Source organism: Paenibacillus vulneris (assembly GCF_039543185.1).
Classification (GTDB): Bacteria; Bacillota; Bacilli; order Paenibacillales; family NBRC-103111; genus Paenibacillus_S; species Paenibacillus_S vulneris.
Genome location: NZ_BAABJG010000015.1, coordinates 294806 through 308411, shown reverse-complemented (window position 1 = coordinate 308411; position 13606 = coordinate 294806). Strand labels below are relative to the sequence as shown.

Below are 13606 nucleotides of genomic sequence, written 5' to 3'. Positions count from 1 at the left end.
TTCTGTTGACATATAAAGTTAAAAAGTGGTACGATTTTTCATAAATTCATTATATATAGGTGGCTTATGAGAAAAAAATTGCAAGTCTACATTTGTTCTACTTATTACGATTTGATTGAGGAAAGACATGCCGCTGTTGAAGCTGTACTTAATAACGGTCACATCCCTGTTGGAATCGAGCAATTTTTCAATGAACGACAACTAAAAACGATAAAGAGATCCATTGATGAATCTGATGTATTTGTCCTCATTCTCGGAGGATTTTACGGTTTATTGCTTCGTGACGAATCAAAGAGTTATACACAGTGGGAATATGATTATGCCGGAGAAATCGGCAAACCAAGATTTGCTATTGTTGTTACGGATGAAGCCTTAAGACAGAAGCCATATGACTTTACAGAAATAGAACACTATCAGAGGTTCCAAGAGTTTAAGCAAACTGTATTTGAAGAAACACCTACATATTATGCTGAAAATGAATTGCACGTTAAATATGTTATTCAAGAAAAAATGAAGGAGTTTGCGGGAAGGGACGATTTGTCCGGGTGGTATTCCGGCAAGGATATCCCGGACGTGAAACAGTTAATGGAAGAGAATGCACGTTTGTTGAAAGAGAACGCAAAGTTACGCGCAGAGTTAGGGAAAAATGATTAAGCGAATACGTCCTTTCAAGCACGGGCTAACACTCATTTTATGGCGTCAGCCCGCTTTTTTATGTTTCAGAAAGATGCTGCTGTGCGCTGTCCGTCTGCCACGTTGCAACCATAGCAGAGATTTCGATAACATTCATATGCCAACATGATAAAATAGTTTTATTCTGACTTTATCAGACTAATAGAAAGGACTGAAGTTTGGTGGGTATGCACGAAATAGAAGGCGCTGTCGATGGCGCTGTTCTTGTATTGGATGGAAGTCCCCTTGGCGAAGGATTGGATCTGCGCTCTTTTTACCACTCCCTGGCAAGTTTTGTAAATAGATGGGACGCTTCGTTCCAGCATTTTCACGTTCTCAAGCCTTTGTTGAAACATAGGTATACCTATGCGTTTCCGGTAACGGAGCACCCTGAGTATGAGCGGCATAAGGCGTACTTCGACGGGTTGAGCAAGCAGAAATATCTGCTGCTTCATCCTGACCGCGAGTGGGACGAGGAGACAAACCCCGATGCAGGCATCTATTGCCATCCGACGGAAGCTTGGGGAGGGAACTATTTGGACCAGATACCGGATCATTTGCGAAATGTCGGCATGATGTATTTCGATGCGGGCAGCGAGCTGTGGCAGCTGTTTGTGGACGCGGGCAAATTGATCGGCAAAGATGCGGAACCGCCTCGGGACATTCCTTTGGAGGAGATCATCAGCACGACGCTGACAGAAGCGCGCAAACAAAGTCATACGATTCTGATCAGCATCTGGTATCCGCTAATGGCAGCCTATGCCATCTTGAATGCGATGGATACGGCTGGGCAAGCCGAGCGCACGGAGATCGGCATGCCGCAGGACGGATACAGCGCCCAAGCGGTAATGGCAAATCCGCATTTTCAAGCGATTCGGAACGTAGTGATTGAAACCCGCGCATACGAATACAACAACGATTACGGTCTTACCCGATTGCCGGCCGAGAAAGAGTTTGAAACAGGATTCGAAGTGCTCGGCGGCGGTTTATCGGAGCAGGGCTGGGGGCAGTTTCTCGACTGGTGGTATGCGCCACTAAAGAACATGTATGTGGAACAACGGAATCAGGCATAGCCATACAAACGTAACAGCATGGAGGTATCGGAAAGTGAATAATCGACATCAAATCGTTCCGCTGCTTCAGGTGAAGGATAAGCTGCCAAGCGATAGTTTGAGTTATTATGTCTGGATTGAGCGGAGGCCGGAAAGACAGGAACAAGAGCTTGTCGCCTACTTCTCCGGGGATACCACGCTGGAGAGCTTGGATCTGGATGCGCCACTGGGGAATGAACAGATAAGTATAATCCTGGTTGACGGCAATTTGACAGTAAACAATTACATTTATAACGAAAACACGGACGGCGCTGCGGGACTGATCGTGATCGGGCATCTATCCGCTAAAAATATGCTGGTGGGCGGCCAGCAAATCTATGTGAGCGGCAGTCTGACGGTACAGGAACTGTTCTGGGGCGATTACAACCACGGGCAACTTGTCGTAAAAGGAGACGTAAATGCGACGGTCTTTGCCGAAACGGAAGAGTATCACGTGGAAATTGCAGGATCGCTGAATAGCAGGCAGCACCTTAAGCAATATGATGAGCAATGGTACTTGCCGGGTTTAGACATCGTGGCGCTGGGGAAATGGCTCGTCGAGGAGCTGTATGCCGCGGATGAAGAAGAATGTTGGCTAACCCGGGGAAGCGATGTGCTGCAGCTTTTGAAGGCCGGGAAGTCGCTGTTAAAGGTAAAAAGCGAGGAGTCATTGCTTCAGCCTGAGGATGATTTGCAGAAGCTGCGAGGGACGGTCACGGTTCAAGCCATCGAAGAGATTTTGGCTTTGCCGCTTGTGCAGGAGAAATACAACGATTATTACGATATGGATAAGGGCGGCTACTGGTACTTGAACCTGTTTCTCGGCTTTCGTCTGCCGAAGCCTGGCTTATCCGCGCGCGTTGTGATCGGGGAAGAGATTGTTAATGAAGACGGCGAGGACGATCTTTTCTTTTTCCATTACGATATTGCGGTTGATGAACAGGGAGACAAAACGGTCGCCCTGTATTATCAGGAAGGTAACGGGTATGAAAAAGAGTTAAAGCCGCTGCCGCCCGACGACACGAATATGCTGAAGAAAGCTCTTCGCCATTTCAAACGCCTTGTCGCAAAGGTCCGGGTCGACAACAAACAATATGTGAAAGAGAAAGACCGTCAAATAGCTGAGAGCGATGCCTTTAAGATAAAAAAGGAACAATTTATGAAGGAGCTTGCGGAGCAGGAGGATCTTGCCGATCGGACATGCACGCTGCTTGGGCATACGTTTCGCATCATCACCGTCAAACAGGCGGATCGTATTTTGAATGCGATCGTTCATCCCGCGCACAATACTCCGCTGTACGATATCTTTGGCAGCGCCTTGCTGCATCTTAACGATAAGCAACCGGTTTATTACTTGCTTTCGGAAGAAAACGCGCATCTGCAGCGGCTAGATATGACGCAGCTGGCGGAGGAGGCGGAGCGGCTCCATTTATCGATTGCAGGTTACATATTTGCCGCGAATGTAGTGGTAGACACCTATATTACAGCATATGATATCGATCATTCGCCGCCAATGGTCGTGTTCGGCGATCTGACCGCAAAGCACATCGCTTTGTTTGGCGCCTCTTTCTATGTAAGCGGGAACGTGAGCTGCGAATGCTTGTATGGCTATTACAACCATGGTCAATTGATCGTAGCCGGCCGCCTGGAAGCCGATGCGGTCATTGCCAAAGATTTCGTTATGCATATCGGGACAATCGGCAGCAATGTGCTCATATCTCACAACAATATCTATGGCATCGACAAACTGGAAAATGAGAGCGGCTCGATGATCGAGCGATGGACGCTGTACCCTTCGACACATCGCGCCAAGGATGTTTTGTATGACATTTTGATTGATTACGATGCCTCACCGGAAGGCCTTTGGCCGGATCGAAGCAAGCTCCTTGCCTGCTTTGAGGAAGGGTTGCCGGTGATCAACGAGGAGAAGCTGACGCAAACTTATGCGTCTTTTGCCGAAGAGCTCCCCGCCGCATTTTCCGAAATTTTTCACAGAATGAGTCCTGATAGCACGGGTGTATACAGAATCAAAGCTGACGATGCCGGGAGCTGCTTTTTCTACCAAAATCATAATCAGGATTGGCAGCAGGTTGGATTTATCGACGGCATGCAATTTTATATTTTGAGGGTCACTCGGTATATGAATGACGAAGAATGGCAAATGTCGTACGATGTTTACAATGATAAATGGGAGATGCAGTGCCAGTTTCAAACCGCTCCAGAGGATCGCTACACATCGACGCTGGCTGTGAAAAAAAGGTTACGCGATGCGCTGCAGGCGCTGCGCGGCCAACGAATGCCGGGAGCGAAGCTGCTGGACATACTCAGAGCAGGGGAAAATCACCCCGATGTGAGGCAAATCGTTCGTTTGCCCGATTTATACGTGCCTACCGGCAGCATTGTCGCCACCGATCCGCTCGCAAACATGGAAAGGCCGGCATTTTCGCGCCGTACGCCTGTCGGAATGTTTCCGGTCAACTTGTATATAGAGCAGCAATACGGTTGGATTTGCTGCGCCGAAATCCGCTTTTCCGACGATGAGATCGCGGCTTGGGAAATGGCGGTGCTGCCCGGGCAGAAGCTTGAAGAATTAATGGCCGGGGAAATATACGGCTATCCGGTCGATGCGGGACTCGGCTGCTTTATGGATGAGGAAAGCGCGAAGCGATTCAGGAAACACCAACAGGAACTGACGGAGCAGCTAGGCGAAGCATACGACAATTATTATGACGATTATCTAAGCGAGCTTCTGGAAGGGGACGAAGCGGTCAGTTCGGATTACTGCAACGCGGTTCCTTATCCGGGACAGCCGCATAATGCTGCCGTATTCAGATCCGGATGGGGCGACGGGTTCTACGCCTCCTACTTCGCCTTGAACGAAAAAGGAGAAGTTGTGCGGCTCATCACCGATTTCGCATGCTTAGGGGAATGATTTTTCCACATAATCCAATAGAAAAGCTTGAGCATTCAGGCTTTTATTTTTTTATGTAGGGAAGGTTGTGTCACAAAAAAATGCACAAGATTCTCTGGTAGAGATTTAACTTTCATCTGCTTCATATTCTGTTACAAAGTTAAGAGAAAGCACAAATATAAAGGATTACCCTATGTTTAATAACATAGGGTAAACATGCGTGTCCAGCTGGTGGAGAGGCAGCTTATGTTCGATTATGCCCAAGTCGTAGTGGTTTCAACGGGAAGGCGGTAAGAAGGATAACCTTCTTTGGCTGCTTTTCCGATTGAGATTAACATGACCGGTTTGAACCTGTCTTTATTAAGACCAAAGACTTCAGCAATCCGTTCCTTATCATATCCTGCCATTGGGTTAGTATTATATCCATGGGCTCGTGCAACAAGCATGAGCTGCATGGATACAATACCCGAATCAATCAAGTTCATGTCTCGCAGGTCGGATTCAGATAGGTTGGCATAGTAGGATTTCGCTTGTTGTACCTGCATGTTCATAATGTCCTGTGGCATGTATCCATGTTCTACAGCTTTGCCAAATATCTCGTCAATATATTCCATGTTATTAGCATCGTAAAATACCGCGATGACAGCGGAGGAAGTCAGAACTTGCGTCTGATTGAAGGATGCTAGCGGGGCAAGCTTTTCTTTGCCTTCTGGGCTGTCGATAACAAGGAAACGCCAGGGCTGCATATTTATAGCAGAAGGGGCACGGGAAGCTTCCGTTAATATTTCGGTCATTTCCTCCCGGCTAATTTTCACTTCTGAATCGTAGACTTTCACCGAACGGCGCTCCAAGACAATTTCATTGAAATTGTTAGTTTTGTGGAATTTGCCAGTGATTGTGTTCATGTAGTGTTCTCTCCTTCATCTATACTAATAGTGAGATTCCGGTCCCTTAACCTCACTATTAGAATTGTAAACTATGAAGTATACTTTATAGCAAGAGAAGGCATTGGGGTGATGAATATAAAGATTAGTGAAGTTGCAAAAATGGTTAACCTTCCTATATCAACTATCCGTTACTATGAGAAAATGGGAATTATTACCGATGATTATATTAGGAGGGAACAGAATAATTACCGGGATTATGCTTCAGAAATTATTGCTTATTTAGAAGTCGTAAAAAAATGTTTATCCATGGGATTTTCCATTAACGAAATAAAAGCCATGATCGAGAGAAATGGAATGTCCAAAGACGTTCAAACACATATCATTAAGGAGAAAATATCTGAAATCGAGAAGGCTCAAAAAAAGTTAGAGGAATCAAAAAGAAACCTCTACGATGTACTTGAATTGGATATTACATGTGAAGATGGGTTTGGAAAATATTAATTCAAATATGCAAGAGGATGGATTAATTAATCGTAAAGTTTATCCCGCATTACCTCCGATTGTTGAGTATTCAGTAGCATCAAAAGGGGAGCCATTGATTCCAATTTTTGATCTAATGGAGAAATTCGGAAAGAAGCTTGGAGACAAAATAGTAGGAGTTCAATAAAAAGGACGCTCCCGCGCCTTCGCTTGGGCTACGTCCTCCTCATTATATTTCATTTCCAATTATCGTGAACAGATAACAAGAAAAAGCCACCGATTTTTATTTGATGTGCTGTGTAATAAAGAGCGCGGCGCGATCCAGGGCTTGATCGGCTTCATCAAGAATACCGGCGAACGCCTGAAAAACGTGCGGGACGTCGGCGGTAACGTCAAGGATTACATCCACGCCAGCTGCCCGTGCACGGTCGGCTAACTGCGTGGAGTCGTCAAGGAGGACCTCGTTGGTTCCGACTTGTAGCAGGAGCGGTGGGAATCCGGTCAGATCGGCAAACCTCGCGGGGCTTACGAGTTCATGGTTCGGATCCTGTCCAGCGAGGTACATCGCATCCGTAAATTCAAAGCTCTCACGAGTGAAGAACGGATCGAGCCCAATTTTGCTATCCATACTAGCCCCAGAGTGCGTTTTATCTAAACCCGCCGAGAACGCCACTACCGCTGCCGGCATCGGCAGTCCTGCGTTCCGTGCCGTCAAGCATGTCGATACAGCAATACCACCGCCGGCGGAGTCGCCGGCAAACGCGATAGACGCCGCGTCAACTCCAATCTCCAGAAGCTCACGGTAGGCCGCAAGCGCGTCGTCAAGGGCAGCAGGAAACGTATGTTCCGGAGCCAGACGGTAATCGAGTGAGATAGACCGGATCCCGGTCCTGCTGACTAGATTCGCGGTAAGGGACATGGCCGTATGGGGAGAACCCATAATATACGATCCGCCATGAAAATAGAGGATTATTCCCGGAAGGGCATCCTTTACAGGGTCGACGATGACACCGGGTCTATTACCCAGCGTCGTTGGCTTGTTCCGAACACCCGAAGGTACTTTCATAGTCGCCATCATTGCAGCGAAGCCCGCACGCATCTCCTCAATAGTTTTTGGCTTTACGGGTCGGGGACGCCGCAGCATAGTATCCACGATCCGACGTTGTTCTTTTGTCATAGATATACCTCTTTTCCGTAGTGTTTGTCCAGAAATTCTACTAGCCACTGTTCCGGCTTATTCATAGTGTATAATACAAATGCGACAAAACTTGTCACTGTTTTTTGGAGGAGGGGGAAATTCAATGGGAAAATCAAGGCGCCTGATTGAATTGATGATGGCGGTAAATCGGAAACGGAAATTCACCGTCAAAGAGCTTGCTGAAGAGTTTGGTGTATCTACCCGGACCATGCTGCGCTATTTGCAGGAGCTGAGTGGAATGGGAGTGCCTTTATACTCTCAAGTAGGTGCAGGAGGGGGATACCAGGTTCTTACGGAGCGAAGTCTTCCACCTATTTCAATTACGGAAAATGAAGCATTCTCACTCTTTTTTGCTTCCCATGCTCTTCGACACTTCAGTTCGCTGCCCTTCGAGGCATCTGCAGAATCCGCACTTCGTAAATTTTACAGGCATTTATCGGAGGATGTGAAAAGCCAGATAGATGAGATGCGGCACCGAGTTGACTTCTTTACGCATACACGCCAAGAACGCTCCGAATACCTTGAAATATTGCTCCAAGCATCCATTAGAAGGCTGCCCGTAACAATCCATTATGGAATTCGTACGTATGAGGCCAATCAAAGAACGATTCAGCCGATCGGTATATATGCCTATGAGGGATATTGGTTTTGCCCAGCTTACTGCTATCTGCGAAAAGCCTTCCGGTTGTTCCGGGTTGATCGGATACGTTCGGCCGCTTTGGCGGACGCCGAGACGATAACGCCTCCAGTGGATATTTCAAAGGTGGACTTAACGAACTGGGGATTTCATTTTTACAGCGAACAAGAAAGCGTTGAGGTCAAAGTAAAATTGACGGTAAAAGGAATTGAGTTATTCCGGGATAAGAGTTGGATTTTCCCTTGGGGAGAAGTTCATGTTTCCGATAACGGTACAGGCTTACTAAAAGCGGCTATTTTATCTTCAGAGATACCATTCTTTTCCGATTATTTTTTTGCGTTCGGTACAGAAGCGGTCGTGCTTCAACCGGAAGAACTAAGAGAAGCTGTCAAAAGAAAGTTGATCCGCACTCTCGAAGAGTACAATACCTGAAACTCCTAGTCTCAACGGGGAGGATAATGGAAATGTCTGGTGAATAGATTAGGGGATGAAAAAGTAAAAATATATATTTTGTGATATGCCAGCAAGTTTAATTTGCAATGGCGTATAAATCGGAGGTTAGATTATGCAAAGTAGATTAGAACAAGACATTATTTCAACGGCAGAAAGCTTCAAAAATAACTTCTCCGATAAAGGAAATTTTGATTTTAGTGTACAAAGTCTACGTAAAGTAGACGATATTCTTGAAGAATTATGTGAGTATGAATTAGATAATGATACTTTGGATTCTGTTTCTTCTATGGTTGGAAGTTACATTTTCGAAGTGGCAAGAAGGAACTACGGCGGGAAGTATTATTGGGTACAAGAAAGAGAGCAGCCCGTTTTAGTTACTGGTGAGCCTGAATTTTCAATTTCAATATTTGCATTCGATAAAGTAAGAGGCAGAATTCAGAATGGAAAGGAAGATGAGATCCCTTATTACTTTGATGGCTATATCCAGTCAGTTGAAAAAGGTAAGCAAACAGGATACTGTGCAACAATTGTTTAAAGTCTAGGTCGTGTCTGAAAACTCTTCATTGAGTCAATTTGAAAATGGCAGCTACGTACACAAAAGCCAGGAATGACTTGGCCAACTTGTCGTAACGAGTAGCCACACGGCGAAAGTGTTTGATTTTATTGAAAAAGCACTCCACTAAGTGGCGTTCTTTGTAGCGGTACCAATCGACTTTCCATGGGTTTTGACTATTCGTTTTAGGCGGGATGGTGTAGGATGCCTGCTTAGCTGTAATCCAATTCCGAATCGCTTCTGAGCCATAAGCTTTGTCGCCAAGAATATGACTTCCTGTAATATCAAGCTTCTGAAGTAAATCGATCGCTGGAACGGAATCGTAGACTTGACCACCCGTCAGAAGAAAAGCAAGGGGGGTCCTAATCCATCGACGACGGCGTGAAGTTTGGTTGTCTTTCCGCCACGACTGACGCCGATGTGCTGATTCACTTCGTGTCCTGGGGCGTTTTTTTAGCACCAGCACTATGTTGATGGGCTTTGACCGATGTAGAATCAATGCTCAAGTTTTCAAAGTCAGGTTCGACCTGAAGAGTTTGGAAGATCGCGACAAGCAGTCCGGTATCTCGCCACTTGCAGAAGCGACTGTAGACCGTTTTCCATGAACCATAGCGTCACTCCGGTAGATCGCGCCAGGCAGCACCACTTCGAGCGATCCATAGAAAAGCGTTAAATATGGTTCTTTCACTTAATTTTGTCGGACGTCCTGTTTTGTAGGGTGGAAACATGCCCTTAATTTGTTCCTACTGTTCATCGCTTATTTCGTACCGTCTTTGAATCCTGCTTGACGCCCCATTCGTTCTCTCAAATCTTACCATGTTATTTAGTTTTCAGACACATCCTAGATATTATAAGAACCATTTTCGCTATAGCACTCAGCTTAATGACTTTCTATTACATCCTAAATCGAAACTATACATTCTTCCAATATATCATTTTAGATTACCCAAAAATGACGTCTGATGAATTAAATCAATTTATGCAACTCCTGGTACAGTCTTTGACCTTCCCTGCAGGATATCCGGGACCTTCCGTCCGAGATTGCCCAGTATCTCGGGTATGAGCACAGGCGCTATTTCAGCGAGGTGTTCAAGAAATATACCGGCATGACCCCGTCCGACTTCAAACTGCATTATCTTGGAAAAGAATAAGAATGCGCAGGGGAGGCATGTCCGCAGGGCGGAGGTGGCCTCCCTTCTCTGTATAAAGCTGCTGCAGAAATCTGCCCTTAATGTGGGCTTACCCGCCTTATCCGGATGCGCCAATCCGTCTATAATCAGGTTGTAAGCGAATACAGAAGGGATATATAAGGGTACTACCAATGATGAAGCGTATGCTAATAACATCTCTGAGGTTACCGATGATCTGGAACACTTCGAGGTGCTCAGCCTGTCTACACCGGACCTGCGCAATAAGGTACTGTTTCCCGAGTTGATCGGCGGCAAGTATGTCCGGCTGGAGCGTCCCTTCATGGTATACAGCCGCGGCGGCCGGGACCGCTTCGATGCCTGGATCTCCGAGTCGCCGGACCTGAAGCATTGGGGCAACTCCAGCCTACTGCTCGCCGTCGAGCAGGTGCCGTTTGCCAATGACAAGATTGGCCCGGCCGCACCTCCGGTCCGGACGGATAAGGGCTGGCTGACCACCTTCCATGCGGTGGATGTGGACCCGGCCAGTGGTAAGCAAGGTTGGGAGGACACCTGGAAGAAGCGCTATACCGCCGGAATTATGCTGCTGGATCTGGAGAACCCCCGCAAGGTGATCGGCATGAGCAGGCAGCCGCTGCTGGCACCGGAGACAGACTATGAGATTGGCGGGGGCTTCCGCAATCATGTGATTTTTCCGGGAGGGATAATTCTGGAGGATGACGGCGAGGTCAAGATCTATTACGGCTCTGCGGATACGGTGGAATGTCTGGCAACGGCCCATGTGGACGATCTGCTCCGGCTCTGTCTGGAGCCGGAGCATAGATAAGATTGGAAGCAGGCTGAGGGCGGAAATGCGGAGTAACAGTGGGGCCATGTGCCATGATTGGAGCGGCTTGCGCGGAGATTGTGCATGAAGTGCAACAATGCTAAATCAATAGCAGCGACCGTGGGGAGATTGTGCATAAAATGCAACAATACAGCTCAGTAGTAGCGACCAACGCAGAAATCCTGCACAAGGTGCAACAAAACCGGGGCCGTATTTTAAAAGGAAACTTTGCTGATGCAGAAAAGGTTAGTATTACTCTGCCACTTCCGAAGCTGAGCAGGAATATATTTACTTTATGAAAAGAGTAAAGAGCATCGCTGGTGAAATCATCATTCATTGATGATAGAGTGTTTTCTAAAAAAATATGAAAGAGGTGTTTATTTATGTTAAAGCGGTTAAAGTTTTTAAGCTTAATTATTTGTATGGTGGCCAGTCTTGTAACTGTCGTTCCTTTGACAGCAAGCGCGGCTACAGTTGTAAGCTATCCATTACCGTCGATCTATACCACGACCAGTCAATACACGGTAACAGCAGACTCTACGAATATACCGGTAATTGACACTTCGGAGGTATTTGTAAACTATAATTATTGTAATTTCTCTTTTTCAGGTACTACTACAATCACAATTACAGCAAGCGAGCCAATCAATACATATAATATTTCTCCCAAAGCTTTGGGAATCACTGCAACAAAGAGCGGAAATACACTTACATTTACACTTTCATCACCAAGATATCTTATAGTTAAAATCAATAACCTGAAAGATCTGGTTATTGCGGCAGATGCTCTTGAAACCAATGTTCCGGCTTCATCCGGTACAGGTATATACAATGTTAAAACTCAATACGGTGCCGACAGTACCGGGTCCGCTATGGCTACAACTGCAATACAGAACGCCATCAATGCGGCTAACGCAGCAGGTGGCGGTATAGTATACGTTCCAGCCGGAGTTTATAAGTGCGGAAACCTTGTTTTAAAAAGCAATGTTTCGGTTTATCTGGAGGGTGGTTCTGTTATAAGGGGTTCAGGAAATCCAAGCGATTACACTACCCATTTTCATAAGAATTCTCTGAAAAAGGATGGAACATGGTTTATCTATACCGAAACAAATGCAAACAATATTAAGATATACGGCAGGGGGACTATTGACGGCAATGGCCATTATATGAGAAATACAAACAATTATTTGAACAATATTCTTGTACCCTTGCAGTGCAGCAACTTCACGGTTGACGGCATAACCATAAGAGACAGCGGTGGCTGGGCTACAATCGTTACAAGATCTAATAACGTAACATTCCAGAATACAAAGCACTTCAACAACAATGAACTTGATTATGAAAATGATGCAATAGACATTCAAGAGAGCCAGAATGTACTCATAAAGCACACTGTAGCAGTATCAGAGGATGACACCTACTCATTTAAGACCTGGGATGTAGCAACTACGGATATAGCTGCAAACTGGCCGGGAAGTCCTGAAAACCAGTCAAATGTAGTTGTGGATGATGCTTTCGCTTGGAGCAGATGTGGAGCATTCAAGGTTGGAGATGGAGTAAAACAGCTTCAGGATGGCATCGTTGTTAAAAACTCTTATGTATACCGGTGCTGGCGCGCTTTAGCGGTAGGTCATCTTTATGGAACTCCAGCAGCACAAAACATCATATTTGACAATATAGATGTTGAAGGCTTCTGGCCAAGATCCGGTGTTCACTCCAGATGGTTTGATCTTTCTGCAAAAACCGGTCCGATAAAAAATGTGGTCTATAATAATATCAATTTACGCGCTTTAGGTGAAGTTTCAATAATGAAGGGTTGGAGTGACACATCTACTGTCTCCGGAGTTACATTAAACAATGTTCGCGTCGGTGGAGTTGCGGCAACTACATTGGCAGAATTGAAAATAACAGATACTAACAGCTATGCTGCAGCTCCAAAATTCAACACATTGAAATTTGAAGCGGAAGGCTATAACCTTAGTTCAGGTGTTATATCCTATGAGGCAAGCACTGATGGTGGGCTGGATGTTGGTGGAGGGAGTAATGGCGACTATATAGCATTTAAAAATGTAGACTTTGGTAGTACAGCTAAAACAAGTATTGATTTGAAGGTTGCATCCGCTAATTCCGGCGGAAGGATAGAATTCCACTTGGACAGTCCTACAGGCACTATGCTGGGTTATTGGACGGCAGAAAGCACAGGCGGATGGCAGACATGGTCAGTCAAGAATATCCCGCTTAATACCGGGACAGCTGTAGGAACCCATACTGTATATGTTACTTTTGTTAAGTCAGATTCAACCACAGTTGCAAATTTAACTTGGTTCCAGTTCAAATAGAATGGAAACTGTTTGATGTAATTGCAATAAGATGGATAGAGGGGGGTATCAAATGATATGCCTCTTCATTCTGCTAAAGTTTTTTCTACGACTGATCAACTAACACAAAAAAACAGCAAGTCTCCTAAGTGAAGTGAAATAGGGACTTGCTGTTTGAGGTTTCAATTATTTCTTAAAGCTATGAATTGGAGCTGGGATTCGTCCGCCACGATTAACGAAGTTCGCGCAGTTGAAGCCGTTTACTGCTATAACTGGTGCATATCCGAGCAGGCCGCCAAATTCGCAGTTTAAGCTAGCTTGATGTTTGGATAACATGGTATCCTTAATCCAAGTCTGGGACAAGTACAGCAGCCAAGGAGAGCATCGTTATATATTCGACCGATTGCCGGAAAAACCTTGGACCCTTGAGGA

The 13606-nt window shown here is 45.7% G+C and carries 12 protein-coding genes and 3 pseudogenes; 11 read left to right on the top strand and 4 right to left on the bottom strand.

Annotated features, from left to right (window positions below):
• Window positions 1-66 precede the first annotated feature (66 nt).
• The 3 genes from ABEA66_RS15005 (at window position 67) to ABEA66_RS14995 (ending at window position 4695) form a co-directional block, all read left to right on the top strand.
• Window positions 67-654, top strand: a complete 588-nt coding sequence (locus ABEA66_RS15005; RefSeq protein ID WP_079913289.1) for a DUF4062 domain-containing protein — start codon at window positions 67-69, stop codon at window positions 652-654.
• A 206-nt stretch (window positions 655-860) separates the two neighbouring features.
• Window positions 861-1745, top strand: a complete 885-nt coding sequence (locus tag ABEA66_RS15000) for a hypothetical protein (protein ID WP_345588458.1) — start codon at window positions 861-863, stop codon at window positions 1743-1745.
• Between the two features lie 34 nt (window positions 1746-1779).
• Window positions 1780-4695: a DUF4241 domain-containing protein gene (locus tag ABEA66_RS14995; protein ID WP_345588456.1), complete on the top strand. Its 2916-nt coding sequence runs from the start codon at window positions 1780-1782 to the stop codon at window positions 4693-4695.
• Window positions 4696-4928: 233 nt separating this feature from the next.
• Here ABEA66_RS14995 and ABEA66_RS14990 read toward each other — a convergent pair whose 3' ends face one another.
• Window positions 4929-5579: a nitroreductase family protein gene (locus ABEA66_RS14990; RefSeq protein WP_345588454.1), complete on the bottom strand. Its 651-nt coding sequence runs from the start codon at window positions 5577-5579 to the stop codon at window positions 4929-4931.
• 111 nt (window positions 5580-5690) lie between these two features.
• Here ABEA66_RS14990 and ABEA66_RS14985 point away from each other — a divergent pair, with 111 nt between their 5' ends.
• Both ABEA66_RS14985 and ABEA66_RS14980 read left to right on the top strand, forming a co-directional pair.
• Window positions 5691-6062, top strand: coding sequence for a helix-turn-helix domain-containing protein (locus tag ABEA66_RS14985; RefSeq protein ID WP_345588452.1), 372 nt, complete (start codon window positions 5691-5693; stop codon window positions 6060-6062).
• Window positions 6013-6228, top strand: coding sequence for a winged helix-turn-helix transcriptional regulator (locus ABEA66_RS14980; protein WP_345588450.1), 216 nt, complete (start codon window positions 6013-6015; stop codon window positions 6226-6228). The genes ABEA66_RS14985 and ABEA66_RS14980 overlap by 50 nt, the downstream gene beginning before the upstream one ends.
• Window positions 6229-6324: 96 nt before the next feature.
• On the opposite strand, the gene ABEA66_RS14975 is transcribed toward ABEA66_RS14980, so the two are convergent.
• Complete coding sequence (locus ABEA66_RS14975; protein WP_345588448.1) at window positions 6325-7218, bottom strand: alpha/beta hydrolase; 894 nt, start codon at window positions 7216-7218, stop codon at window positions 6325-6327.
• Window positions 7219-7342: 124 nt separating this feature from the next.
• On the opposite strand from ABEA66_RS14975, the gene ABEA66_RS14970 reads away from it, so the two are divergent.
• Both ABEA66_RS14970 and ABEA66_RS14965 read left to right on the top strand, forming a co-directional pair.
• A complete protein-coding gene (locus ABEA66_RS14970; RefSeq protein ID WP_345588446.1) occupies window positions 7343-8308 on the top strand; it encodes a helix-turn-helix transcriptional regulator in 966 nt (321 codons plus the stop codon).
• A gap of 133 nt (window positions 8309-8441) precedes the next feature.
• On the top strand, window positions 8442-8864 hold the full coding sequence (locus tag ABEA66_RS14965) for a hypothetical protein (protein ID WP_345588444.1): 423 nt from the start codon (window positions 8442-8444) through the stop codon (window positions 8862-8864).
• A gap of 25 nt (window positions 8865-8889) precedes the next feature.
• Here ABEA66_RS14965 and ABEA66_RS14960 read toward each other — a convergent pair.
• A pseudogene (locus ABEA66_RS14960) lies at window positions 8890-9610 on the bottom strand (IS5 family transposase).
• Window positions 9611-9892: 282 nt separating this feature from the next.
• On the opposite strand from ABEA66_RS14960, the gene ABEA66_RS14955 reads away from it, so the two are divergent.
• The 4 genes and pseudogenes from ABEA66_RS14955 to ABEA66_RS14940 all read left to right on the top strand — a co-directional run bounded on the left by ABEA66_RS14955 (window position 9893) and on the right by ABEA66_RS14940 (window position 13195).
• Entirely contained in the window at window positions 9893-10033 is a 141-nt protein-coding gene (locus ABEA66_RS14955; RefSeq protein WP_345589304.1) for an AraC family transcriptional regulator, read from the top strand.
• A gap of 202 nt (window positions 10034-10235) precedes the next feature.
• Window positions 10236-10856: pseudogene (locus tag ABEA66_RS14950) on the top strand (glycoside hydrolase family 130 protein); the annotation flags it as partial.
• Window positions 10857-10996: 140 nt separating this feature from the next.
• Window positions 10997-11155, top strand: a complete 159-nt coding sequence (locus ABEA66_RS14945; RefSeq protein ID WP_192705312.1) for a hypothetical protein — start codon at window positions 10997-10999, stop codon at window positions 11153-11155.
• An 84-nt stretch (window positions 11156-11239) separates the two neighbouring features.
• Window positions 11240-13195 carry a carbohydrate-binding protein gene (locus ABEA66_RS14940; protein ID WP_192705313.1) on the top strand — a complete coding sequence of 652 codons (1956 nt, stop codon included), beginning with the start codon at window positions 11240-11242 and terminating at the stop codon, window positions 13193-13195.
• A 165-nt stretch (window positions 13196-13360) separates the two neighbouring features.
• Here ABEA66_RS14940 and ABEA66_RS14935 read toward each other — a convergent pair.
• Window positions 13361-13477, bottom strand: a pseudogene (locus ABEA66_RS14935) (hypothetical protein); the annotation flags it as partial.
• Between the last annotated feature and the right edge of the window lie 129 nt (window positions 13478-13606).

Bases quoted from the DNA above. Each gene is read 5' to 3' on its own strand.
- ABEA66_RS15005 (WP_079913289.1), top strand. From the start codon at position 67: ATGAGAAAAAAATTGCAAGTCTACATTTGTTCTACTTATTACGATTTG.
- ABEA66_RS15000 (WP_345588458.1), top strand. From the start codon at position 861: ATGCACGAAATAGAAGGCGCTGTCGATGGCGCTGTTCTTGTATTGGAT.
- ABEA66_RS14990 (WP_345588454.1), bottom strand. From the start codon at position 5,579: ATGAACACAATCACTGGCAAATTCCACAAAACTAACAATTTCAATGAA.
- ABEA66_RS14985 (WP_345588452.1), top strand. From the start codon at position 5,691: ATGAATATAAAGATTAGTGAAGTTGCAAAAATGGTTAACCTTCCTATA.
- ABEA66_RS14980 (WP_345588450.1), top strand. From the start codon at position 6,013: ATGTACTTGAATTGGATATTACATGTGAAGATGGGTTTGGAAAATATT.
- ABEA66_RS14975 (WP_345588448.1), bottom strand. From the start codon at position 7,218: ATGACAAAAGAACAACGTCGGATCGTGGATACTATGCTGCGGCGTCCC.
- ABEA66_RS14970 (WP_345588446.1), top strand. From the start codon at position 7,343: ATGGGAAAATCAAGGCGCCTGATTGAATTGATGATGGCGGTAAATCGG.
- ABEA66_RS14965 (WP_345588444.1), top strand. From the start codon at position 8,442: ATGCAAAGTAGATTAGAACAAGACATTATTTCAACGGCAGAAAGCTTC.
- ABEA66_RS14945 (WP_192705312.1), top strand. From the start codon at position 10,997: ATGCAACAATACAGCTCAGTAGTAGCGACCAACGCAGAAATCCTGCAC.
- ABEA66_RS14940 (WP_192705313.1), top strand. From the start codon at position 11,240: ATGTTAAAGCGGTTAAAGTTTTTAAGCTTAATTATTTGTATGGTGGCC.